Annotated in this window: 21 protein-coding genes, 2 tRNA genes and 1 pseudogene; 17 read left to right on the top strand and 7 right to left on the bottom strand. The window is 43.0% G+C overall.

The window, feature by feature from the left end; all coding sequences use genetic code 11:
• Positions 1–41 precede the first annotated feature (41 nt).
• The 6 genes from BW947_RS16545 to BW947_RS16520 all read left to right on the top strand — a co-directional run bounded on the left by BW947_RS16545 (position 42) and on the right by BW947_RS16520 (position 6382).
• Complete coding sequence (locus tag BW947_RS16545; protein WP_076501593.1) at positions 42–1001, top strand: 5'-nucleotidase; 960 nt, start codon at positions 42–44, stop codon at positions 999–1001.
• 205 nt (positions 1002–1206) lie between these two features.
• The gene (locus BW947_RS16540) at positions 1207–2064 is read left to right on the top strand and encodes a GTPase (RefSeq protein WP_076501591.1); all 858 of its coding nucleotides are present in this window, start codon (positions 1207–1209) and stop codon (positions 2062–2064) included.
• A gap of 3 nt (positions 2065–2067) precedes the next feature.
• Complete coding sequence (locus BW947_RS16535; RefSeq protein WP_076501589.1) at positions 2068–2577, top strand: hypothetical protein; 510 nt, start codon at positions 2068–2070, stop codon at positions 2575–2577.
• A gap of 34 nt (positions 2578–2611) precedes the next feature.
• Positions 2612–4462, top strand: a complete 1851-nt coding sequence (locus tag BW947_RS16530; RefSeq protein ID WP_076501587.1) for a dynamin family protein — start codon at positions 2612–2614, stop codon at positions 4460–4462.
• Between the two features lies 1 nt (position 4463).
• Positions 4464–6086, top strand: a complete 1623-nt coding sequence (locus tag BW947_RS16525) for a GTPase (RefSeq protein WP_076501585.1) — start codon at positions 4464–4466, stop codon at positions 6084–6086.
• A 2-nt stretch (positions 6087–6088) separates the two neighbouring features.
• Entirely contained in the window at positions 6089–6382 is a 294-nt protein-coding gene (locus tag BW947_RS16520; RefSeq protein ID WP_076501584.1) for a YkgJ family cysteine cluster protein, read from the top strand.
• 247 nt (positions 6383–6629) lie between these two features.
• Here the strand turns inward: BW947_RS16520 and BW947_RS18670 are convergent.
• The 4 genes and pseudogenes from BW947_RS18670 to BW947_RS16495 all read right to left on the bottom strand — a co-directional run.
• Positions 6630–6727 (bottom strand): annotated as a pseudogene (locus BW947_RS18670) (IS30 family transposase); the annotation flags it as partial.
• A 481-nt stretch (positions 6728–7208) separates the two neighbouring features.
• Positions 7209–7285, bottom strand: a tRNA-Val gene (locus tag BW947_RS16505).
• Between the two features lie 38 nt (positions 7286–7323).
• A tRNA-Val gene (locus tag BW947_RS16500) sits at positions 7324–7400 on the bottom strand.
• Between the two features lie 269 nt (positions 7401–7669).
• Entirely contained in the window at positions 7670–9049 is a 1380-nt protein-coding gene (locus BW947_RS16495; RefSeq protein ID WP_076501579.1) for an MATE family efflux transporter, read from the bottom strand.
• A 33-nt stretch (positions 9050–9082) separates the two neighbouring features.
• Here BW947_RS16495 and BW947_RS16490 point away from each other — a divergent pair, with 33 nt between their 5' ends.
• On the top strand, positions 9083–9706 hold the full coding sequence (locus BW947_RS16490; RefSeq protein ID WP_076501578.1) for a riboflavin synthase subunit alpha: 624 nt from the start codon (positions 9083–9085) through the stop codon (positions 9704–9706).
• Positions 9707–9741: 35 nt separating this feature from the next.
• Here the strand turns inward: BW947_RS16490 and BW947_RS16485 are convergent, their stop codons facing one another.
• Entirely contained in the window at positions 9742–9942 is a 201-nt protein-coding gene (locus BW947_RS16485) for a CPXCG motif-containing cysteine-rich protein (RefSeq protein ID WP_076501576.1), read from the bottom strand.
• 784 nt (positions 9943–10726) lie between these two features.
• On the opposite strand from BW947_RS16485, the gene thrS reads away from it, so the two are divergent.
• From thrS to rplT, 4 genes are all read left to right on the top strand, one after another.
• Positions 10727–12655 (top strand): threonine--tRNA ligase, encoded by a 1929-nt coding sequence (gene thrS / locus BW947_RS16480; RefSeq protein WP_076501575.1) that lies wholly within the window; start codon positions 10727–10729, stop codon positions 12653–12655.
• Positions 12656–12658: 3 nt separating this feature from the next.
• Positions 12659–13201: a translation initiation factor IF-3 gene (gene infC, locus BW947_RS16475; protein WP_076501573.1), complete on the top strand. Its 543-nt coding sequence runs from the start codon at positions 12659–12661 to the stop codon at positions 13199–13201.
• Between the two features lie 84 nt (positions 13202–13285).
• Positions 13286–13480 carry a 50S ribosomal protein L35 gene (rpmI, locus tag BW947_RS16470; protein WP_006081653.1) on the top strand — a complete coding sequence of 65 codons (195 nt, stop codon included), beginning with the start codon at positions 13286–13288 and terminating at the stop codon, positions 13478–13480.
• Positions 13481–13496: 16 nt separating this feature from the next.
• Positions 13497–13853: a 50S ribosomal protein L20 gene (gene rplT / locus BW947_RS16465; protein ID WP_006081652.1), complete on the top strand. Its 357-nt coding sequence runs from the start codon at positions 13497–13499 to the stop codon at positions 13851–13853.
• 251 nt (positions 13854–14104) lie between these two features.
• Here rplT and trxB read toward each other — a convergent pair whose 3' ends face one another.
• On the bottom strand, positions 14105–15058 hold the full coding sequence (trxB, locus tag BW947_RS16460; protein ID WP_076501572.1) for a thioredoxin-disulfide reductase: 954 nt from the start codon (positions 15056–15058) through the stop codon (positions 14105–14107).
• A gap of 310 nt (positions 15059–15368) precedes the next feature.
• Positions 15369–16484: an alanine dehydrogenase gene (ald, locus tag BW947_RS16455; protein ID WP_076501570.1), complete on the bottom strand. Its 1116-nt coding sequence runs from the start codon at positions 16482–16484 to the stop codon at positions 15369–15371.
• A 180-nt stretch (positions 16485–16664) separates the two neighbouring features.
• Here ald and lrp point away from each other — a divergent pair, with 180 nt between their 5' ends.
• The 6 genes from lrp to serS all read left to right on the top strand — a co-directional run bounded on the left by lrp (position 16665) and on the right by serS (position 23950).
• Positions 16665–17171, top strand: coding sequence for a leucine-responsive transcriptional regulator Lrp (gene lrp, locus BW947_RS16450; RefSeq protein ID WP_006081649.1), 507 nt, complete (start codon positions 16665–16667; stop codon positions 17169–17171).
• Between the two features lie 341 nt (positions 17172–17512).
• Entirely contained in the window at positions 17513–20254 is a 2742-nt protein-coding gene (locus BW947_RS16445; protein WP_076501568.1) for a DNA translocase FtsK, read from the top strand.
• 57 nt (positions 20255–20311) lie between these two features.
• On the top strand, positions 20312–20938 hold the full coding sequence (lolA, locus tag BW947_RS16440; RefSeq protein WP_076501567.1) for an outer membrane lipoprotein periplasmic chaperone LolA: 627 nt from the start codon (positions 20312–20314) through the stop codon (positions 20936–20938).
• 8 nt (positions 20939–20946) lie between these two features.
• Positions 20947–22278, top strand: a complete 1332-nt coding sequence (locus tag BW947_RS16435; RefSeq protein WP_076501565.1) for a replication-associated recombination protein A — start codon at positions 20947–20949, stop codon at positions 22276–22278.
• A complete protein-coding gene (gene crcB, locus BW947_RS16430) occupies positions 22271–22645 on the top strand; it encodes a fluoride efflux transporter CrcB (protein WP_076501563.1) in 375 nt (124 codons plus the stop codon). Before BW947_RS16435 ends, crcB begins: the two co-directional genes overlap by 8 nt.
• Positions 22646–22663: 18 nt before the next feature.
• A complete protein-coding gene (serS, locus tag BW947_RS16425) occupies positions 22664–23950 on the top strand; it encodes a serine--tRNA ligase (protein WP_076501561.1) in 1287 nt (428 codons plus the stop codon).
• Positions 23951–23963 lie beyond the last annotated feature (13 nt).

Genomic DNA, 23963 nt, shown 5'->3' with positions numbered 1-23963 from the left:
CTTTATGCTTGAATACAAGCCACTGAAACAAGGATGTTTTTATGCCATTAGATCTCTCTAATACATTAGTCGTTGGTATTTCAGCCACGGCCTTATTCGATATGGCGGAATCTGATCAAATTTTCAGAAAAACCTTTGAATCAGATCCTGATACTGCCATTGAAAAATACCGCGAGTTTATGCTGGCACACGAAGATGAGCCGCTAAAACCTGGAACCGGTTACCCTCTGATCAAAGCTTTACTTGGCCTTAATCAATATCAGCAGGGCAATAGCCCTCTTGTTGAAGTTGTGGTGATGTCACAAAACAGCCCAGATACCGGTCTTCGGGTGCTTAATACTATTCGCCACGACAAGCTCAACATTACCCGTTCAGCCTTTACCGCGGGCGAAACCGTCGCCGATTATCTCGATGCCTTTGATGTGGACCTGTTTCTCACCACCAATGTTAAAGATGCTCAGCAGGTGATTGATTCCAAGAACTGCGCCGCGGCAATATTAAAAGCACCGCCAACGGATGCACCTGAAATACCCGAGGGTCAAGTCCGCATCGCCTTCGATGGTGATGCCGTATTGTTTTCCGATGAAAGTGAATTGGTTTACAAAACCCAAGGTATGGAAGCCTTTCATGCTCAAGAAGACGCAAAACAAAATATCCCAATGGCAGAGGGGCCTTACGCCAGTTTATTGCATAAGTTGTCTCGCTTGCAAGATAGATTACCCATTCGCGTTGAATACTCACCGATCCGCATTGCATTAGTCACTGCTCGTAATAGCCCTTCGGAGATGCGAGTAATTAAAACCTTAAGGCATTGGGGCGTGTATGTTGATGAGGCTTTTTTCTTAGGAGGAGTAGAGAAGACTAAAGTGTTAAAAGCCTTTCGTCCTCACATCTTCTTCGATGATCAGGACGTGCACCTTGATGCTGCTGCTAATTTAGTTCCTTCCGGAAAAGTCCCTTATCTAAGTGATTCAGCATTGTCTGAAAAAGTTAGCAAGTGATCTCATATCAAAACACAGGGAGTAATTAATAATGGTTATGCCACATGGAAATATGGCTTGGCAGTGTGAGAACTGCGGTTGGAAATTGAAAGCGCTGTGCAGTTAGCACAATGCTGTTTTAAGGGCTCTAGCAAGGGTCTAAATATAATTGTTTAAATACCTAAGCTAGATTGTGAAGATTCGAACAACCTAACAAGGAACACGTATGACGGCTAAGGATTCGATGGCCTCAGCAGATTTAGATGTATTGCTGAAACAGGCATCAGATATATTGGCGAGAAAGCAGGGACAGGATAAACCTGTTATCGCCGTTTGGGGAATGATGAATGCAGGTAAAAGCTATTTGCTGAACATGCTCACTCACCACTATAACGCAGAGTATTTTCCAACTAAAGATACCCGAGAGACCGCCCAACTAAAGCAGTTTGAGGGCGAATCTTATATTTTCCTCGATACGCCAGGTTTGGATGCGCATGACGCTGATGATCAAGTAGCGATGGATGGCGCCGCAAAAGCAGACGTGGTGTTATTTGTGCACCAGCCTAAAGGAGAACTCGAGAAAATTGAACTCGATTTTCTTAAGCAGTTGAAAGAATCATTTGGCGTTTATGCTGAGAAAAATATCGTCCTTGTCATCAGTAAAGCTGATGCAGAAAGCTTAGAGAAGATTGAACAGATTGAGCAAAAAGTGCTTGAGCAATGTCATCTTCATTTGGGTTTTGCACCTGAAAGTTTTCTCATTTCTGGAACTCGTTTTCACAAGGGGATTCAACAGCATAAGGATGGCTTAGTGAAAGCCAGTCATTTACAAGAATTGAAGCAGCATATTGAAACTTTGGGGATTGATGTACGGGCTGTTCGTGAAGAAAGAATACGCCATGTACAGAATACATTGTTATTGGAAATCTCGGCTGCTGAAGAAGCACTCAATGATGAAAAATTACAATTAGAAGATAATTTGTATTGGAATTTTGCCCGCTTTAACGACGCCATGCTCTCGTTAGATCTCAGCATGACTTTGAAAAAAGTTGAATACATGAATGAAAGAATACTGGGAGAGTAAAATATGGCGTTACCTTGGTTGATTGGTGCGGCAGTAGTTGCACTTGGAGCGGCTGCGGTCTCTGCTTTCAGTGATGATAGTGACTCTGGGAGTGGTGGAAATGGTGACGAAGAGCGTCGTCGTAGAGAACGGGCAGAGCAGGAACGCAAGGCGCGTGCCCACAAAGAAAAACTGGAGAGCATGAAAGAGGCGTTTGTCCAAGAAGGCATGCAGAGAGCAAATGATCTGCAACAAAGTTTAGAGGGTCAAATAAAAGTGATCTTGCTTGGCAATAAACCATTTAAAGCTATTTTGGATAATGATGAAGAGTATCACAATCCGGTTAGTCCAACATACGTGGAGGTTTATGACCTTCAGTTTTTACCTCAAGGAACACAGGACTACTTAGTTAAATTGGAGTCTTTGTATGATGTGGAGCTTGAGCCGGAAGAGGAATTAATGAAGGTTCCAGTCAGACTAAAAGAAATAGACCACAAGCTTGCTCAATTAAAAGCGTTGCGCGAAAAGCTTTAAGTACTTTTAAATCGATTAAATGGATAGATAAAGCATGTCAGATCTTATTTTACGTGAACAGTTGTTGACGTCATTTCAGACGTTGAAAAGTGATTTTATGGCATCATTAGACGATGCCAAAAAGCTGGATAGCGAGTTTCAAAAGGCTCAAAAAACTTTTGCGGTGCGTATGGACTCGCATATCAGACAAGCACAGAAACGTTTACCAGAGGAAAATCCGCTCAGTAGTCAAATTGATGGTATTTTGTCTGCGATCAGTGATACAGACAAAGCGTGGCAGGCTAATTTGGCTTCATATGATAAAGGGTTGAGTTTTCGTCAGGACTTCCAGGATTCTTTGTTGGTATTTGTATTTGGTAAGGTCAAATCAGGCAAGAGCTCGCTGGGTAACTATATAGCATGGGGCCATACAGATCCTTCGGAAAATTTAAAATCTAGTGTCCCAATATCATTGCAGCCTGAGTATTTTACTGCTGCCAATACCAACGTTGTAAACGGTGATGCTGATGATGAAGCGAAGCATCGTAGAGAGTTTCGCGTGGGAGCGACGGAAGCAACTAGCTCAATTCAAGGTTTTCGTCTACCGGGTTTAACTTGGGTGGATTCACCAGGGTTGCATTCCGTGACTGGTAGTAACGGTAAATTGGCGCAAGAGTATGTGGCTCACGCGGATTTAATTCTCTATATCATGAATTCAGCCGCACCAGGTCGTGCCAGCGATTTAAAAGAAATCAAAGAGCTTAAAAGCAAGGGAAAGGAAACGCTTATTCTGATTACCGGAAGTGATATCAATGAAGAGGATTGGGACGATGAACTGGGAGAGATAGTTACCAGAGTTCAAATGAAGTCGAAAGAAACGCGGCAGATGCAGAGAGAGTACATCGCCAAAGAATTAGAAGACATTGACAGTAACGATATTCTTTCTAACTCCGCCCGTTACGCTCAAGAGCACTTAACCGATCCTAAGGAGATGCAAAACAGCGGCATGGTTCAACTATTTAGTCGATTGCACAGCATTTCTCAAAACCAAGGCGTGCAGATAAAGCGCGCTGTTCCAATGACGAATTTCAGTAATTTCTTAGACAAGTGCCGGAAGGAATTACAGCCCTATACAAAATTGACAAATGACCTAGATGCAGAAATTGCGCATTTGGAGAGCTCTGTGCCAAAGGTTATGGCGAGATACACTCGAGAGGCGCAGAAAGAGATGTATGCAATCATCGATGATACATTTAACTCGTTAGAGAATTATCGTGATGATGATGAGCAGATGAATCAAGAGTTGAGGTACGCTCGTCGAAGTTGGAATGACAAGCTTCAGCAAGTTATTGGCATTGCTTTAGAAAATGGATTAGCGGATATCACCAAAGAGTTGAAACATGCTGTGGATAATACTTGGTATTCAGCGTCACTGGAATTGCCTAATTTCTCAATAGAAAAAGTCACAGAGCAAATCCCAGATGGCCAAGTCAATGGCACAAAAAAGCGTAATAGCGGCTGGGGTGGATTGGGCGGCTTAGTTGCTGGCGGAGTCGCGGGCTTTATGCTAGGTGGTCCTGCGGGTGCGTTTTTGGGTTCATCATTGGCAGGTGGCGCTGGTAGTATGGCAGGTAGCGCATTTGGTAGTGATGCCAAATTAAAGACGAAAACGATAGAGTTAAATGTCGGCGATAATCTAGAGTCATTGAAAAAACAGTTGCGCGATAGCTATGCAAGTGTTGTAAAGACTGTGATCGAGGATGAATCTAAAAAAGTGCTTACAAGTACATTGGCTGAAATGAGGACGGTGACACTACTGGTTGCCACCGAACTACGCGAAGTGAATGAGCGGGTCGAAGCGATGAAGGCCCTATCGCTTCAAAAAATCATAAAAAATGGAGTTTAAGATGAAGACGAGTGCTGAACTTTATAGAGCCTATGCTGAAACGAAAAAGTTAATTGTTGAATATCCTGATATGCAGGCAGCATTTAGGGATGTTGAAACATTATTTGAAGATAAAAAGGCCTCACCTGAACTAAGTGTCATGGTATACGGCATTTACAATGCCGGTAAAAGCACCCTGATAAATGCATTGGTTGGTTCAGAGGTCGCTCCTACAGGGGATGTGCCTTTAACGGCAGATATTAAGGCTTATCAATGGAATAACTTTAGTATCCTAGACACCCCTGGTGTTGATGCGCCATTAGCGCATGAACAGGTGACACAAGCACAAATGATGCTTGCAGACGCAGTAATATTTGTTGTCAATCCATCTGGAGCCGCGGAAGAAGAGAAAACCCTTGGTAAGCTTATTGACTTAATTTATAAGAGGAAAAAGGTATTTTTGGTTTTCAATGAAAAAAGCCCGCTTTCTCAAGAGGATTTTATTCGTTTAAAAAATGATACCCGCGCAAGGCTTCAGTCTCTTGCTGTTGCTCAAGGTCTTAGTGAGATTTTGACCGATATCCCGATATTGCGTATTAATGCAGCCAGTGCCTTAAAAGGGAAGTTAGCGAAGCAGCAAGGATTGGTAGAGCATAGTGGTATCATTGAGCTTGAGAGCTCACTTAACAGTTTTTTTTCTTCTATCAGTCCAGAAGATGTCAACAGCCGTTTGGCTCATTCTCTGCAAGTATTTTTGAGCCAATTTATTCAACAATTAACAAATGCTGACAGTAATGAACTACTCAGTCACTATAAAGAATTGTGTCGTAAGTTGATCGCCAATCAAGGTCAGTGCCGGGATAATATTTACCGCGAAATTGCTAGCAATCGAAAGCATATTACAGTTAAAAGTAAAGCTGCCATGCATCAACACCCCGAAGGCTGTCTTGCAGTGCTTGAGCAAGTCTTTGAAGATTCGGGTAAAGCGGTTGTCGCCGTTATGGATGACGAGTTGCAGTACTTGATGAATCAATTCAACGATGATGTGGAAACAATGTCGGCGGTCTTAAATGCCCAGCATGAGGGACCGAGTATTAATGACGTTCCACATTTCTCTGCTTCAGAATCTAAAGATCCTAATAATCAAAGAGGGATAAATAAAGAGGTTTTGGGAAATGCGGCGAGCTCTGTCGTAAAAATGGCGAAGCCAGAGCATATTGTTAGTGGATTAAAGCTGGTTAAAGACTGGGCACCTTCATTAATGAAAGGAATCGGGCCAAAAACCATGGAGAAATGGGCTGGTCAAGTTATCGGCAAATGGATCCCCTACGTAGGGACGGGGATTACTGTTATTTCTTCTATTTACGATTTATTTTCAGAAGACTCTTCTGATAAAGAAATGCGTGAACATGCAGCAAAAGTTCAGCTAGAACGTGAGCGATTTGAGCAGCAGGTTGAAGATACAGCTAAAGATCTTGGGGAACAGTTTGAGCGTGCTATGAATCAAATTTTGCGTCAGGAACTGGAGCCTGTCCTTCAACAAATGCTGGCAAAAGTAGAGTCAGCGCAAACTAGTGCTAACGAGCAAGAAAAAGCAACGAGTGTTGCTTTAATGAGAGCTCAGACTTTGCTAACAACCATATAGCAATGATGAGTCTGACCGTACCTAAGCCGTTCCCATGTAATGCTTGTGGACTTTGCTGCCGCAGAGTGAATGAGAGCGTGGAAACGGCTTTTCTTGATCGTAGCGATGGTGTTTGTCGTCATTTCGATGAGCAAACACACCTTTGTACTATTTATGACGAGCGTCCATTGGTATGCCGCGTAGAAGATTATTATCAAGCGAATCTATCTTCATCAGTTTCCTGGACCGTTTTTATTGATCTTAATGTTGAAATTTGCAATGAATTGCAACGCTTAGCAAAACTGAATAGTGAGTAAACTTTAACATGCCATTTCCACCTAAACCTTACAAACTTATTTGCCCGCAATGTAAATGGAGTTCAGTTCGAGCGCCAAAAAGCGATGTATTATTACCCAATGATGTACGAACAGAGTGCCCTGAATGTGGTTGTGAAGAGTTAAAAAGAATGCAACCTTCAATGTTTGAGAAACTAAGCGCAAACCTATTGAATAAATTTTAAATCCGAATTCAACTTCGAAAGACGATACTCGCCAAATTAAGGGGCTATTGTTTAAATACAACAGCTGGATGCTTAAACTTCAAACATTTCTTAGGTCGGTAGTTATCCTGTTCTGTATAAACAAGATGATGCCATCGCTTACCATAAAGTGGTTACGTTTTTTTGATGAGCTTGCAAAAGCAACTGATCACGTACTAGAAAAAATTTTACAGGGAGATTTTAATGGATTTATGTTCCAAGGAGTAGCAGTGTAAAAGAGTTATCAATATTTGATGACGATATGAATCAAAGTGCTTAATCGAGCTGTTAACAATCCTTAGTGAATATAATAAGGACTCTTGTGCCTTTTTGGGTAGTGGTCTAGTTTCAGCTTGTCAAAAATCGCTTGTGCCAACATGTTTGGCACCGATTTGGCACAAGCTGCCTTTTTTAAGCTTTTGAATGTAATTTTGCACTTTGAAAAATTCGGCAGAGGACTTTAATTCTTAAAAAACGAATGGGTTTCAAATAATATTTCAAGGGATAGTTGGCACAGATTTTTGGAGTTTGTCACTGAGTAATGTAAAGTATTTTAGATTGTAAAATATGGAATACTTGATATTTCATAAGGTTACAGGAAGGAATGGTACACCCGAGTGGACTCGAACCACCGACCCCTACCATGTCAAGGTAGTGCTCTAACCAACTGAGCTACGGGTGTATTGTATGAATTTCTAAATTTATACTCTTAGAGAAGAGTGGTACACCCGAGTGGACTCGAACCACCGACCCCTACCATGTCAAGGTAGTGCTCTAACCAACTGAGCTACGGGTGTATCGTTACATTTCATCTTTATTCCAAAGCATTGCGCGTTGGAACGAGCGCTATATTAGGGGGATAGGACTGGACTGGCAAGCAAAAAAAGTAAATTTATCGTCAAATGGTGAATTGCTGTGCAACTTGTCCAGTGTTTCTACAAATTTACTGATAAAACCGTAGTTTATCTTTCTGGCCTTAGCGGTTTAGCTATGTTAGGTCGTCTATTTTATTCATCAAATAGGCGACAAAGCTAAAACCTTGTCGCCTATTAAATCAATATGCTCATCAATGGTGCGTTGTATCACCTTCGATAAGGCTTAAATGCACGCGATGTTTTTGAATATAACGTAAGCGAATAAAAAATAAGAGCGCAGCCGAAGTTAAGCCTGCAATAAGTCCAGTCCAGAATCCGTGAGCCCCCATAGCTGGTACGATATGGTCTGTATATGCCAAGGTATAACCGAGTGTCATACCAATAGCCCAATAAGAAAACAGCGTAATATAAAAGGCACTGCGCGTATCCTTATAACCACGAAGGGCACCGGCTGCGACCACTTGTACAGAGTCTGATAATTGATACAGTGCAGCCATAAGCATTAGACTGCCAGCTAAAGCAACCACTTCGGCATCGCCATTATAAAGTTCTGCAATTTGAAATCTGAACAATACCGTTAAAATCGCCGTTGTCAGCGCGAGTAATAGAGCAAGTATCAAGCCTACTTTTGCCACGACTGCTGAGATATCAGCGCGATCTTGGCCTAAGTAGTAACCAATTCGGATCGATACTGCAATACCAATGGATAACGGCACCATAAATACGATTGAGGAAAAGTTCAGTGCTATTTGATGACTTGCGACGACAGTTGCACCTAATGGCGCAAGAAATAATGCGATGATTGCAAATAAACTCACTTCAAAAAATAGCGCCATAGCGATTGGCATGCCGAGTTTAGTCATTTTTTTCATCGTGTTGAAATCAGGGCGATGAAATTTACTGAAAGGAGCTAAAGCGGCAAACTTCTTATGTAACTGCATATAAATAATCATGGCAATCAACATAGCCCAAAAAACTAAGGCGGTGGCAATACCGCAACCCGCGCCGCCCATAGCAGGTACGCCAAAGTGGCCATAAATAAAAATATAGTTAGCGGGAATGTTTACGGCTAAGCCGACAAAACCTATCACCATGGTGGGTAAGGTATAAGAAATCCCTTCACTACAGCCACGCAGCACTTGATAGAGTACGAATGCGGGGGCACCCCATAAAATACCGTCGAGATATCCTATGGTTAAACGGTATAATTCAGGCTCTAAGTCCATGTGGCTAAGCACAAAGGGCGCTGATGCAAGAAAAATCATCACACCAATACCGCCGATGATGGCAAGATAGGCACCTTGAAAGGCCAGCGGTTGAATCGCTTTTTGATTATTCGCCCCATTATAGTGGGCAAATAAAGGTGTAAAAGCCATCAGCAAACCTTGGACAAACAAAATAGCGGGCAACCACAGGCTTGTGCCGACTGCCACTGCGGCCATATCCACTGCACTTACACGGCCCGCCATAACGGTATCAATAAAGCCCATCATAGTCTGAGTGACCTGAGCTATTAGCACAGGAAGTGCCAGTTGGATTAAACGTTTGGCTTGATAGCCTGAATGATTCATAAATACAGCCTTTAACGATTAAGCGAGCAAAAAATGTTTACAGGTATAGTACAAGCCACCTGCGAGGTGGTTGCAATACATAAGAAAGATGGTTTACATACCCTTGAGGTAGCGTTTGAACCTGATTTGCGTGAGGGACTTACGATTGGCGCAAGTGTGGCAAATAACGGGGTATGTCTCACAGTGACTCAGGTTGCTGATGATAGGGTATTTTTCGACGTAGTGGAAGAGACGTTACGGTTAACAAATCTGGTAAATTTGTCGGTGGGTCAAAGTATTAACATTGAACGTTCATTAACCTTTGGCAGTGAAATTGGTGGCCATATTCTGTCAGGCCATATCCATGCCAAGGCCAAAGTCATGGATATCAGTCACACAGAACAGCATTATGATCTAACACTGGGTATTGAGCCTAAGTGGATGGACTATATCTTTTACAAAGGATTCGTCGGTGTCAACGGTTGCAGTTTAACGGTTGGTGAGGTGAGTGAATCGGGCTTTAAGTTGCATTTAATCCCTGAAACCTTAAAGCTGACAAACTTAAACAGCTACAATGTGGGTGACGAACTTAATATCGAGATAGACAGCCAGACACAAGTGATTGTCGATACTGTTGAACGTGTATTGGCCAGACGTTTTAACGGTTCAGCGCGTTAGCCTTGTTAAGCGTCTCGTGTTTAGTGCAAGCTGATTTAATAGATTTGCTCGTCGTCTGAGTCGATATGCAGTTCAACAGTACGTCTCAATTCATCGACATGTAAACGTAAATGAATTGGGTTACAGCAAATTCGGCAGTCATCGTAATAATCTTGATCTCCGCCGCTGGCATCGATACTGATATCTTGATGGTGCCCGCAGTGGGGACAGGCTATCACTTTATTCATGATTTTCATGGTGTCACTCCTTTTTAGGCAATAAAGCCGAATCATTCTGCTCAATCAGCACTTCTCATGCTTTATTTGCTCGTGATACCTACAGTATTGCGTGAGCTCTGAATGCTCAGTATGTGCTTTCTAGTTAGAGTATCTTTTATTAAGTGCTATTAGAGTATATAGCAGAGTGTAGTGCATTGGCTTAGATGAAGTCAGTCTCAAAACGCCCCATGATAGACCTTCTGGTTAAATTTTTGCTTAGTGAGTGATGACACTTTTAGCATTTAGTCTTTTACCGTCGCCAACCCTTCAATTTTGTTTCTATGTATTACACCATCGTGGGCACTTGAAGTAATATCGTGCGTTAAATGTTGCATTTGCGGTTAAATTTCACTTGTTACATCAAAGAGTAATGCTTGCGTGTCGGGCAGGGGTGTTTGCGCTTAGCTTCTACGATTCTGGTGGCGCGCCTGTTTTAGTCATGATTACTACAGCGAGTAGAATACCGTTCAACATATTTAAGTTCCCTTATCATGATTTAGTTATGTGCCATAAACGGGTGTCAGAATAGGGGAGTTAGATGACCGTTAGGTTAACATGCAGCCAAATCACTAATTCGCTTTTTGCTTTTAATCCCATTTCTAGCCAATAGACTTGCGCCTTTTAGCTACAATCCCTTAGAATAAACGCCCTGTTACGCAAGGTGGCTAAGACTCCTGTACTGTCTTAACCTAGCGAGCATTTTTCTTCAATTAACTTAACCCAAGTGGCCCTACGTGTGGGTCACCACTGGAAAGGATATTTCATGCCTGTAATTACACTTCCCGATGGTAGCAAACGTGAGTTTGCTCATTCTGTCTCGACTCTCGATGTTGCCGCCGATATTGGCCCTGGTTTAGCGAAAGCGTGTATCGCTGGCCGCGTTAATGGCGAATTAAAAGATGCTTGCGATCTCATTGAAACCGATGCTGAGCTGTCAATCATTACCGCCAAAGACGAAGAAGGTGTTGAAATTCTTCGCCATTCTTGTGCGCATTTATTGGGCCATGCGATTAAGCAAATGTGGCCAGAAACCAAGATGGCGATTGGTCCAGTTATCGATAATGGCTTCTACTATGATATCGACCTTGAGCGCAAATTGACTCAAGAAGATATCGAAGCCTTAGAAAAGCGTATGCAACAACTGGCCAAAACTAACTATGATGTTGTGAAGCAAGTGGTTAGCTGGCAAGAAGCGCGCGATACATTCGCAACGCGTGGTGAAGATTATAAAATTGCTATTCTTGATGAAAACATCAGTAAAGACGCAACGCCTGCGTTGTATCATCACGAAGAATACATCGACATGTGCCGTGGACCACACGTGCCTAACATGCGTTTTTGCCAACATTTTAAATTAATGAGTATCGCAGGCGCTTATTGGCGTGGTAACTCAGACAATAAAATGCTGCAACGTATCTATGGTACTGCTTGGGCCGATAAAAAAGCGCTGAGCACACACTTAACCCGTTTAGAAGAAGCGGCTAAGCGTGACCACCGTAAAATTGGTAAACAACTCGACTTGTATCACATGCAAGAAGAAGCGCCAGGTATGGTGTTCTGGCATAACGACGGTTGGAGTATCTTTTTAGAATTAGAAAGATTCATTCGCCGTAAGTTAAATCAATACACTTACCAAGAAGTAAAAGGTCCATTAATGATGGATCGCGTGTTGTGGGAACGTTCTGGTCACTGGGATAAATACTCAGAAGCCATGTTTACGACCAGTAGTGAAAACCGCGAATACGCAATTAAGCCAATGAACTGTCCTGGTCACGTACAGATTTTCAACCAAGGGTTGAAATCTTATCGCGACTTGCCATTGCGTATGGCGGAGTTTGGTTGCTGTCATCGTAACGAACCTTCAGGTTCGTTACATGGATTAATGCGCGTACGTGGCTTCACACAAGACGATGCGCATATTTTCTGTACAGATAATCAAGTTCAAGAAGAAGTGAGTGCGTGTATCCAGATGGTTTACGATACATATGCGACCTTTGGTTTTGACAATATTGTGGTTAAGTTATCTACTCGCCCAGAAAAACGTATCGGTGACGATACTATGTGGGATAGAGCCGAAGAAGCGCTTAAGCAAGCACTACGTGCCAATAACATAGAATTCACTATTTTACCTGGTGAAGGCGCATTCTACGGACCCAAAATCGAATTTACTTTACACGATTGTTTGGACCGTCCGTGGCAATGTGGTACTGTGCAGCTCGATTATGCGTTGCCAAGTCGTCTTGGTGCAACTTATGTTGCCGAAGATAACAGTCGTCAAACCCCTGTTATGATCCACCGTGCTATTTTAGGCTCGTTGGAGCGATTCTTGGGTATCTTGATTGAAGAATATGCAGGACGTTTCCCAACTTGGTTAGCCCCAATGCAAGTTGTCGTGATGAATATCACTGATAAACAGGCTGATTATGTTGAAGAAGTTGTAAAATTCTTCAAAGAACAAGGTATTCGAGCGTCTTTTGACTTGAGGAATGAGAAAATAGGCTTTAAAATACGCGAGCACACCTTAAGGCGTGTCCCTTATTTGTTGGTCGTTGGCGATCAAGAAATGGAAAATAAGGAAGTCGCGGTGCGTACTCGTGATGGTATAGATTTAGGTAAGATGCGACTTGAAGATTTCGCCACTAAAATCCATCAACAGATTTCGCTCCGTAGTCTCAAATTGTTGGAGGAATAGATCATAAAGATCAAAAAAACAGCAGGGCGTCAGCCAGCCCCTAATAGAATCAATGACGAAATTACAGGCGTACCAGAAGTACGTTTAACTGGCATTGATGGTGAAGCTATTGGTGTGGTAAGCATCAGAGATGCTCAGAATTTGGCAGATGAAGCAGGTGCAGACCTAGTAGAAATTAGTCCAAACGCTGAACCTCCAGTATGTCGCATTATGGACTACGGTAAGTTCCTTTTTGATAAAGCGAAAGCTCAAAAAGAACAAAAGAAGAAGCAAAAACAGGTTCAGGTCAAGGAAATTAAATTCCGTCCTGGAACTGACGAAAACGACTATCAGGTAAAACTACGCAACCTGATACGTTTTCTGGAAGACGGGGACAAAGCGAAGATTACGCTACGTTTCCGAGGTCGCGAAATGGCACACCAAAACCTGGGTATGGATCTATTGAACCGTATCAAGGCTGATTTGGACGAGTATGCGGTTGTTGAGTCTTTCCCGAAAATGGAAGGCCGACAAGCAATTATGGTGCTAGCACCTAAAAAGAAATAAGTAGGGCAAAACTTAAAGTAGCAAAGGCTTATGGCCTTTGCTCGCCTTGCTTTTTATTAAACATCCCAATGCGGAGTTTTAGAAATGCCTAAAATGAAAACAGACAAGGGTGTAGCGAAGCGTTTTAAGAAAACCGCTAATGGTTTCAAGCGCAAGCAAGCACACTTACGTCACATTTTGACGAAAAAAAGCACTAAACGTAAACGTCACTTACGTGCCAAATGTTTAGTATCAAAAGCTGACGTACCAGCAATCGCGCGTCAATTACCTTACGCTTAATTTAGGAGTTTAGAAAATGCCAAGAGTTAAGCGTGGTGTAACCGCTCGTGCTCGTCACAAAAAAGTTTTAAAACTAGCTAAAGGTTATTATGGCGCTCGTAGCCGTACTTACCGTGTTGCTGTACAAGCAGTAACTAAAGCTGGCCAATATGCTTACCGTGACCGTCGTCAGAAAAAACGTCAATTCCGTCAATTATGGATTGCACGTATTAATGCTGCCGCTCGTCAAAATGGTCTGTCTTACAGCCGTTTCATCAACGGTCTGAAAAAGGCGTCTATCGAAATCGATCGTAAGATTTTGGCTGACATCGCTGTATTCGACAAAGTTGTGTTTGCAACTTTAGTTGAAAAAGCAAAAGAAGCGTTAAACTAAGAAATTAGTTTGTTGCTGTAGAGAAGGGACCATTTGGTCCCTTTTTTTGTCGGTTATTTTTGACTTAATACAATGATTAAATATTTTACGTTGAAGAAATTAGAATGTATGGGCTGCGTGGAAGCGAAAAAGCCTCTGTGTTTACAGCATTAAACTTTGGGAAAACATGAGCTAAATGATGGTCTTTATGGATAAGTTGCAGTTAAAAAAATAGCAGGCTAAGCCTGCTATTGATCTAAAAGCTAATCTTATTATTTTTTAGCGTCTAAGTAACGCTCAGCATCGAGTGCAGCCATACATCCAGTGCCTGCTGAAGTGATGGCTTGGCGATAATGTTGATCCATTACGTCACCACAAGCATAAACACCTTCAATGCTAGTTTGGGTGGCATTGCCTTGTAAGCCGCTCTGTACTTTTAAATAACCGTGGTCCATTTCTAGCTGGCCTGCAAAAATACCGGTATTAGGGCTGTGGCCAATAGCAACGAACACGCCTGCAACGGCTAAGTCGGTGATTGAACCATCTTTAGTGCTCTTCATCTTCAGGCCTGTAACACCCATAGCATCACCAACAACTTCATCCATGGTTTGATCTAAGTGAAGGATGATGTTGCCATTAGCGACTTTGTCCATTAGACGGTTAATCAGAATTTTTTCTGAGCGGAATGTGTCACGGCGATGAATTAAATGTACTTCAGCGGCAATATTACTTAAGTACAGTGCTTCTTCTACGGCTGTATTACCACCACCTATCACGGCAACTTTTTGATTGCGATAGAAGAACCCATCACAGGTTGCACAGGCTGACACGCCGCGGCCCTTGAATGCTTCTTCAGAATCTAATCCTAAATAACGGGCTGAAGCGCCAGTTGCAATGATCAGCGCATCACAAGTGTATTCGCCGTTGTCGCCTTTTAAACGAAAAGGGCGCTCAGTTAAGGTTACTTCGTTGATGTGATCGAATAAGATTTCAGTATCAAATTTTTCGGCATGCTTTTGCATACGTTCCATCAAAGCTGGACCCGTTAGGTCATCCGCATCGCCTGGCCAGTTTTCCACTTCAGTTGTGGTGGTTAATTGTCCACCTTGCTGCATACCTGTGATCATCACTGGTTTTAAGTTTGCGCGCGCAGCATAAACAGCTGCGGTATATCCTGCTGGGCCTGAACCCAAAATCAATAAGTTACAATGTCTGATCTGGCTCATTTTTATCTCCATGCCTTTAGCAAATTGCGAAGATTGTAGGGAATTTACCCGTAGGGGTAAAGTGTTGAAAGGCGATTCTTTTAGATTGTGCTAATCGAGTCTGTGAGCTTTTAGATTAGAACGTAAATGTTGCTTTAACAACGATTAAAATTAACGACTTAAAAGGGGAAATAATAGTCATAATCGCAGCATAAGTTTCTTTATTAAATGATGACGAAATGGTTGTTAATGGACTTTGACTTATAAAATAAGCGGCCTGATAAAATGAAGGCCGCTTAGAATGTATTGCTAGATAAAACTTACGTAGAATTTAGCTTAAAAGGCTGGTTGGTGAAGTAAACTCTAGATTTAACGCGTGAGCGACTTCTTTACAGACGACTTTTCCGTGCATTACGTTTAAGCCATTGAGGAAATGCTTATCCTGCAATAGTGCCTCTTTATAACCTAAGTTAGCCAGCTTAAGAATAAACGGTAGCGTTGCATTGTTGAGCGCAAAGGTTGAAGTTCGAGCAACCGCGCCGGGCATATTTGCGACACAATAATGCACAACACCATCAACAATGTAAGTTGGATCTTCATGAGTTGTTGCGTGTGACGTCTCAACACATCCACCTTGATCGATTGCTACATCAACGATGGCGCTGCCTTGCTTCATACGTGAAATCATACTTCGTGTCACTAATTTTGGTGCCGCAGCGCCTGGAATAAGTACGCCACCGATAACAAGATCGGCTTTAATAACATGTTGTTCAATCGTATCAGCGGTAGAGTAAATCGTTTTAACTGCCGAGCCAAACTGCACATTTAAACGACGCAGTGCATCAATACTACGATCGAGCACTACTACATCTGCGCCCATGCCTACAGCAACTTGCGCGGCATTAGTACCCACCATGCCGCCACCAATGATGACGACTTTAGCTGGCTCTACGCCGGGTACACCACCCATTAAAACACCGCGCCCTCCTGAAGATTTCTCTAATGCCATTGCCCCCGCTTGGATTGACATACGACCAGCTACTTCCGACATAGGGGCCAATAGAGGAAGGCCTCCATGATTATCTGTCACCGTTTCATAAGCAATGCACACCGCTCCACTTTTGATTAAATCTTCAGTTTGCGATAAATCTGGAGCCAGATGCAGATAAGTAAATAAAATTTGATCGTGACGTAACATCGCACGCTCAATGGCTTGAGGTTCTTTTACTTTTACAATCATTTGCGCTTTAGCAAAAACCTCTGCCGCGGTGGCTAAAATGCTGGCGCCAGCATCAATATAATCTTCATCTGAAAAACCAATGCCTAGGCCAGCATTGGTTTCAACAAAAACATCATGACCTTTGTTCGCTAATTCACGAACGCTAGAAGGAACCATACCGACACGATATTCGTGGTTTTTAATTTCTTTTGGAACACCAATAATCATAGTTGAGCCTCAATTGCCTGTAAATCCCACTTTTAATGGGCATAATTGTTATTTTATCGTGACCTGAACGTGATTAATTCAGGGATTTCTAGTATAGTATTGGTAAAGCAGTTTATGCTGCTAAAGTTGGGTCATACCTAGAGTAAAATGTTGTTTTAGTGATAAAGCAAGGTTAAATAAATGGCATATAATAAAAAGAGTCCTGTAAAAGACTTGGATCGCATCGATCGCAACATTCTTAATGAATTACAACTTGATGGCCGCATTTCAAATGTGGAATTGTCAAAAAGGGTCGGGCTCAGTCCCACTCCGTGTTTAGAAAGAGTGAAACGACTCGAAAAACAAGGTTATATCAATGGCTACACCGCGTTGGTAAATCCGCATTTCTTGGGCGCATCCCTGCTCGTATTCGTTGAGATCACGCTAAGCCGTGATACTCCCGAAGTGTTTGATAAGTTTAACCGTGCAGTACAGCTGCTAGATGATATTCAAGAATGTCACCTAGTGTCAGGCGATTTTGACTACTTACTGAAGACCCGAGTTTCAGATATGTCAGCCTATCGTCGTTTGCTAGGTGAGACATTATTGAAGTTACCTTCTGTTTCTGACACGCGTACCTATGTCGTGATGGAAGAGGTGAAACACACCAGTCGTGTCGCGATAAATCATCTACTTTCAGATATCTAATTTACCCTGATTATTTGGTTTTATCATAAGGGGCTTAGGCTCCTTATTTGTGTAACACCATTTGCTTATCTTGCTTGAATTCTGTTGTGCTCAATCTTGCGATCCTACTTAAGTTAACCAGTTTACACACTTATTTTCGTGGTAATTTTAATCAAATTTGTTAACGGAAGTGTTTGTGTAATAACTCTTTCCTCCCTAAAAATATACTTAAGTACCCCGATAGGTTAAATTTTACCAATCATGGCTAATTCTACGTAGAAAAACGGACTAATATGCTCCACATTTAGTGGGATTCTGGTATCGTTAGCCCACCTGTTTTCACTTATTATGGATTACGTCGTTTGTCTCAAGGAAATAGTGTACGCACGCTCACAGGGCTGCAACGTCTGCTGGAAGGCGGACTCATCATTTGTTGTGTTCTCGCCACTTATATTTTGCTCGCATTAACGAGTTTTAGCCCGTCTGATCCTGGTTGGAGTCAGTCGCATTTTCAAGGCGATATTAAAAACTGGACCGGAGCAGTAGGCGCTTGGATTGCCGATATCCTATTATATTTTTTTGGTGTGACAGCTTATATCATGCCGCTTATTGTCGCGTCGACAGGCTGGTTAATGTTCAAACGCGCTCATCATTTACTTGAGGTTGATTACTTCTCTGTTGCCCTAAGGTTGATTGGTTTTTTACTGATTATTTTAGGCTTTTCGGCCCTAGCGAGCATGAACGCTAATAATATTTATGAGTTTTCAGCAGGGGGCGTCGCAGGTGATGTCATTGGACAAAGTATGTTGCCGTATTTTAATAAACTCGGCACGACCTTATTGCTGCTGTGCTTTTTAGGCTCAGGTTTTACGCTATTAACCGGCATTAGTTGGCTCACCGTGGTCGAGAAAATCGGCTTAATTTCAATTTGGGTTTATAAAAAGCTTAAATTACTGCCACAAGCGATGAAACGTAAAGGTGAAAGCGAAGATACTCGTGGTTTTATGTCGGTGGTTGATAAGTTCAAGCAGCGCCGTGAATCTCAATATGTGCTTGAAAGACCACCCGTTATTGACTCGCCAAAAGTGCGTGAACGCCATATCGGGCGTAGAGCAGAGATAACACCCACATTGTCTGCTACTGATGAGGGCATTATCACTGCAACGCAAGACGATACGCCGCAAAAAAATAAGTTGTCTGCGCTTGCAAAAATTTTGAGTTTTAATGGCGCCAAAAATAAAAATACCCAACGGGTTGAGCCGCAAATCGATCATGATGATTTGGCCGCCCATGGTAATTTTGAAGCGCCGCCATGGTTAGCTGAGCCGCAACATTCAATGGCAACTGAGCAAAATAGCGCTGACTTTAACTCCTATTCATTTGCACATGACGATAATGAGCCGGTATTTAATCATCAAACATTGGCAGAAGATGACGATGAGAGTATTGGGTTTAATGATGATGACATTATTGATTTTGATACTAAAGCTTCAACGGGCGCTGTGAATCAAGCTCAGCGTAAGAAGCAAGAGCAAAAAGCAAAAATTGTTGATGGTATTGTGGTACTGCCGGGGCAAGAAGATAAACCTACGCCGAAAAAACCGATGGATCCGCTACCAAGTATTAATCTACTCGATATACCTGATCGTAAAAAGAATCCCATCAGCGTAGAAGAATTGGATCAAGTTGCGCGGCTTGTTGAAGTTAAGCTCGCTGATTTCAATATTATCGCTAATGTGGTGGGCGTGTATCCAGGACCTGTGATCACGCGCTTTGAATTAGAATTAGCACCAGGCGTTAAAGCGTCAAAAATTTCTAATTTATCAAAGGATTTGGCTCGCTCTTTATTGGCGGAAAGTGTGCGAGTGGTAGAAGTGATTCCGGGCAAGGCTTATGTTGGCATCGAAATACCCAATAAATTTCGCGAAACCGTATTTATGCGCGACGTCCTTGATTGCGAGGCATTTACCGAGAGCAAATCCAATTTAACCATGGTGTTAGGCCAAGATATTGCAGGCGATCCAGTGGTCGTCGATTTGGGTAAAATGCCGCATTTGTTGGTTGCGGGTACAACAGGTTCGGGTAAGTCTGTGGGCGTAAACGTGATGATCACGAGCTTACTGTATAAGTCTGGCCCAGAAGATGTGCGTTTTATCATGATCGATCCGAAAATGTTGGAATTGTCTGTGTATGAAGGCATTCCGCATTTGTTGTGTGAAGTGGTCACCGATATGAAAGAAGCTGCCAATGCACTGCGTTGGTGTGTGGGCGAAATGGAGCGCCGCTACAAGCTAATGTCTATGATGGGTGTACGTAACATTAAAGGCTATAACGCTAAAATTGCCGAGGCGAAGGCGAATGGCGAAGTGATTTTAGATCCTATGTGGAAGTCTTCTGACAGCATGGAGCCCGAAGCCCCCGCGTTAGATAAGCTGCCATCAATTGTCGTCGTGGTTGATGAATTTGCCGATATGATGATGATAGTCGGTAAGAAAGTGGAAGAGTTGATTGCCCGTATCGCCCAAAAAGCGCGCGCTGCAGGTATTCATTTAATTCTGGCCACCCAAAGACCGTCAGTGGATGTGATTACCGGTTTGATTAAAGCCAACATTCCTACCCGTATGGCGTTCCAAGTGTCATCGCGTATCGATTCGCGTACTATTTTAGATCAACAAGGTGCTGAAACCTTACTCGGTATGGGGGATATGTTATTCCTACCACCGGGCACGGCCATACCAAATCGGGTTCATGGCGCCTTTGTTGACGATCATGAAGTACATCGCGTGGTTGCCGATTGGTGCGCCCGTGGTAAACCGCAATATATTGATGAAATTCTTAATGGCGCTACTGATGGTGAGCAAGTGTTATTGCCCGGTGAAGCCGCTGAGTCCGATGAAGAATATGATCCGTTGTATGATGAAGCCGTTGCCTTTGTGACTGAAACTCGCCGCGGCTCTATTTCAAGCGTACAACGTAAGTTTAAGATTGGTTATAACCGCGCTGCGCGCATTATTGAACAGATGGAAGCACAAGGTATTGTGTCGGCGCAAGGCCATAACGGTAATCGTGAAGTATTGGCGCCGCCAGCACCAAAAAAATATTAAGCCAATGCTAAGACATGGCTTTAGTGCACCGAATAGTTTTACAGGGTAAGGATTAAAATGAAAAAACGATTATACGCTGTATTGTTAGCTTCGCCTTTGTTATATAGCGCAGCGGCATTTGCCGATGATGCACAGCAACTTAGAGACAAACTTATTAGCACAGCTTCATTAAAAGCGGATTTTAAGCAAACTGTCACTGACGTAAATCAAAAAGTGATTCAGACCGGTTCAGGCATCTTTGCCTTAGCCTATCCGAATCAATTTTATTGGCATTTAACTCAGCCTGATGAGTCTAAAATTGTCGCCGACGGCAAAGATTTATGGATTTATAACCCCTTTGCCGAAGAAGTGGTCATTATGGATTTTGCACAGGCGATTAATGCTTCGCCCATCGCATTGTTAGTGCATCGCGATGATGCGACTTGGGCACAGTATTTTGTGACTAAAAAACAAGATTGCTATGAAATCAAACCCAAAGCGATTGATTCTGGTATTTTGTCCGTTAATGTTTGCTTTAAAAACACTCAATTAGTTCATTTCAATGTTGCTGATGATAAAGGTAATTTAAGCCAGTTTGATTTAAGCAATCAGCAAGCGATTACCGATAAAGATAAAGCGCTATTCACTTTTATACTGCCTGCTAATATCGATGTTGATGACCAACGTCGTAAAACAGCGCATTAGGCTACCGTGTGAGCAGTTTATCCTTTAATTTTGCCCCAGACTTTCGCCCCTTGGCTGCGCGCATGCGGCCAAGAACGATAGCCGAATATATAGGTCAAGCCCATTTATTAGGTGAGGGTCAGCCGCTGCGTAATGCATTAGAAGCAGGGCGCGCCCATTCAATGATGTTGTGGGGGCCACCTGGCACCGGCAAAACCACCCTGGCCGAATTAATTGCACATTATTCAAATGCGCACGTTGAACGTATCTCTGCGGTCACCTCTGGCGTAAAAGATATTCGCGCGGCTATTGAGCAAGCAAAAGCTGTGGCGCAGTCCCGTGGCCAGCGCACCTTATTATTTGTCGATGAAGTACACCGATTCAATAAGAGTCAGCAAGATGCCTTTTTGCCGTTTATTGAAGATGGCACCGTTATTTTTATTGGTGCAACGACAGAAAATCCTTCATTTGAAATCAATAATGCGCTTCTCTCGCGGGCACGAGTCTATCTTATTAAACGCTTAAGCCATGATGAGATTGCCCATATTGTCACTCAAGCCTTAAATGATACTGAGCGCGGCTTAGGTCAGCGCCAATTTGTGATGCCAACCGATGTGCTCACCACGTTGGCACAGCTTTGTGATGGTGATGCTCGTAAAGCCTTAAATCTTATTGAGCTGATGAGCGATATGCTCGCCGATTGCGGCACCTTCACTACCGAAATGTTAATTCAAGTGGCGGGGCACCAGGTTGCTGGGTTCGATAAAAATGGCGATCAGTTTTACGATTTAATCTCGGCGGTGCATAAATCTGTTCGAGGGTCAGCACCCGATGCGGCATTGTATTGGTTTTGTCGAATATTAGAAGGTGGCGGCGATCCGCTGTATGTCGCAAGACGCTTGCTGGCGATTGCCTCTGAAGATGTGGGTAATGCCGATCCTGCGGCTATGACCATAGCGCTTAATGCTTGGGATTGTTTTCACCGTGTTGGCCCCGCCGAAGGTGAGCGCGCAATCGCACAAGCCATTGTGTATCTTGCCTGTGCACCTAAAAGTAACGCTGTTTATAGCGCATTTAAGGCGGCGCGTGAGTTAGCCCGCGGAACAGGACAAGTTGAAGTGCCACACCATTTACGTAATGCACCGACTCAATTAATGAAAGATATCGGCATGGGAGAGGGCTATCGCTACGCCCATGATGAGCCTAATGCCTATGCCAGTGGTGAAAACTATTTTCCTGAACCCCTGCAAACAGCCCAGTTTTATTTTCCGACTGAGCGAGGGTTCGAGAAGCGAATCAAAGACAAATTAGCGCAATTAACTCAATTAGATCAAACCAGCGAGACTAAAAGATATGAATAATCTCTTACTTGTGGCGCTAGGTGGTTCAATTGGGGCTGTTTTTCGCTATCTTATTTCAATATTCATGATCCAAGTATTTGGCGGCAGTTTTCCTTTTGGTACACTGTTGGTTAATGTCCTCGGTTCATTTTTAATGGGCGTAATTTACGCGCTGGGGCAAATGAGTCATATCAGCCCAGAACTCAAGGCACTTATTGGTATTGGCCTATTGGGCGCCTTGACAACGTTTTCGACTTTCTCTAATGAAACCTTATTGCTGTTGCAAGAAGGGGATTGGCTGAAGGCGACTTTGAATGTGGTGTTGAATCTAAGTCTATGTTTATTCATGGTGTACTTAGGTCAACAACTGGTTTTTTCTCGCATTTAACTATTAAGAATATATCACATGCTAGATCCTAAATTTTTACGCAACGAATTAGACGTTACCGCTGAGCGACTGGCCACCCGTGGCTTTATTTTAGATATCGCTCATCTCACTCAACTAGAAGAAAAACGTAAGTCACTGCAAGTGGCTACCGAAGAATTACAAGCGTCGCGTAACGCCATCTCTAAATCTATTGGCCAAGCTAAAGCCCGTGGTGAAGATACTGAGGCGATCATGGCGCAAGTGGGCGATTTAGGTTCACAGCTGGATGCCAAAAAGATTGAATTGGCCGCAGTGCTTGAAGAAGTGAATGCCATTGCCATGTCAATGCCAAATCTGCCAGATGAATCCGCGCCCATTGGCGCCGATGAAACACAGAACGTTGAAGTTCGCCGCTGGGGTACGCCGCGCACGTTTGATTTCCCCATTAAAGATCATATCGATTTAGGCGAAGGCCTAAATGGTTTAGATTTTAAAAATGCTGTGAAAATTGCCGGTTCCCGTTTTATCGTGATGAAAGGCCAAGTGGCGCGCTTAAACCGTGCTATTGGTCAATTTATGTTGGACTTGCACACCACTGAGCACGGTTATACCGAAGCCTATGTGCCATTACTGGTTAATGAGGCAAGCTTGCTTGGTACGGGTCAATTGCCTAAGTTTGGTGAAGACTTGTTCCACACTAAACCTGCTACCGAAGAAGGCCAAGGCTTGAGCCTTATCCCAACGGCTGAAGTTCCGCTAACCAACCTCGTACGCGATACGATTGTTGATGAAGATGAACTACCAATTAAGTTAACTGCGCAAACAGCTTGTTTTCGTAGTGAAGCGGGTTCGTACGGTAAAGATACCCGTGGTTTAATCCGTCAGCATCAGTTTGATAAAGTTGAAATGGTGCAAATCGTTAAACCTGAAGATTCTATGGCGGCGCTCGAAGCGCTGACAGGCCATGCTGAAACGGTATTACAACGCTTAGGCTTACCGTATCGTACAGTGGTTTTATGCACTGGCGATATGGGTTTTGGCTCTAGTAAAACCTACGACATCGAAGTGTGGTTACCGGCACAAGATACTTACCGCGAAATTTCTTCTTGTTCAAATATGAAGGATTTCCAAGCGCGTCGTATGCAGGCACGTTACCGTGTGAAAGCTGACAATAAACCAGCATTGCTGCATACCTTAAATGGTTCTGGTTTAGCAGTGGGACGTACTTTGGTGGCTATTTTAGAAAACTATCAAAATGCCGATGGCAGTATTACCGTCCCTGAAGTATTACGTCCTTATATGGGCGGGTTAACTCAAATAGGCTAACGGATCACAAAAT

Source organism: Shewanella morhuae, assembly GCF_900156405.1.
Lineage (GTDB): Bacteria > Pseudomonadota > Gammaproteobacteria > Enterobacterales > Shewanellaceae > Shewanella > Shewanella morhuae.
Note: the sequence above shows the minus strand (reverse complement) of the source record. Positions and strands in the feature narration are given on the sequence as shown.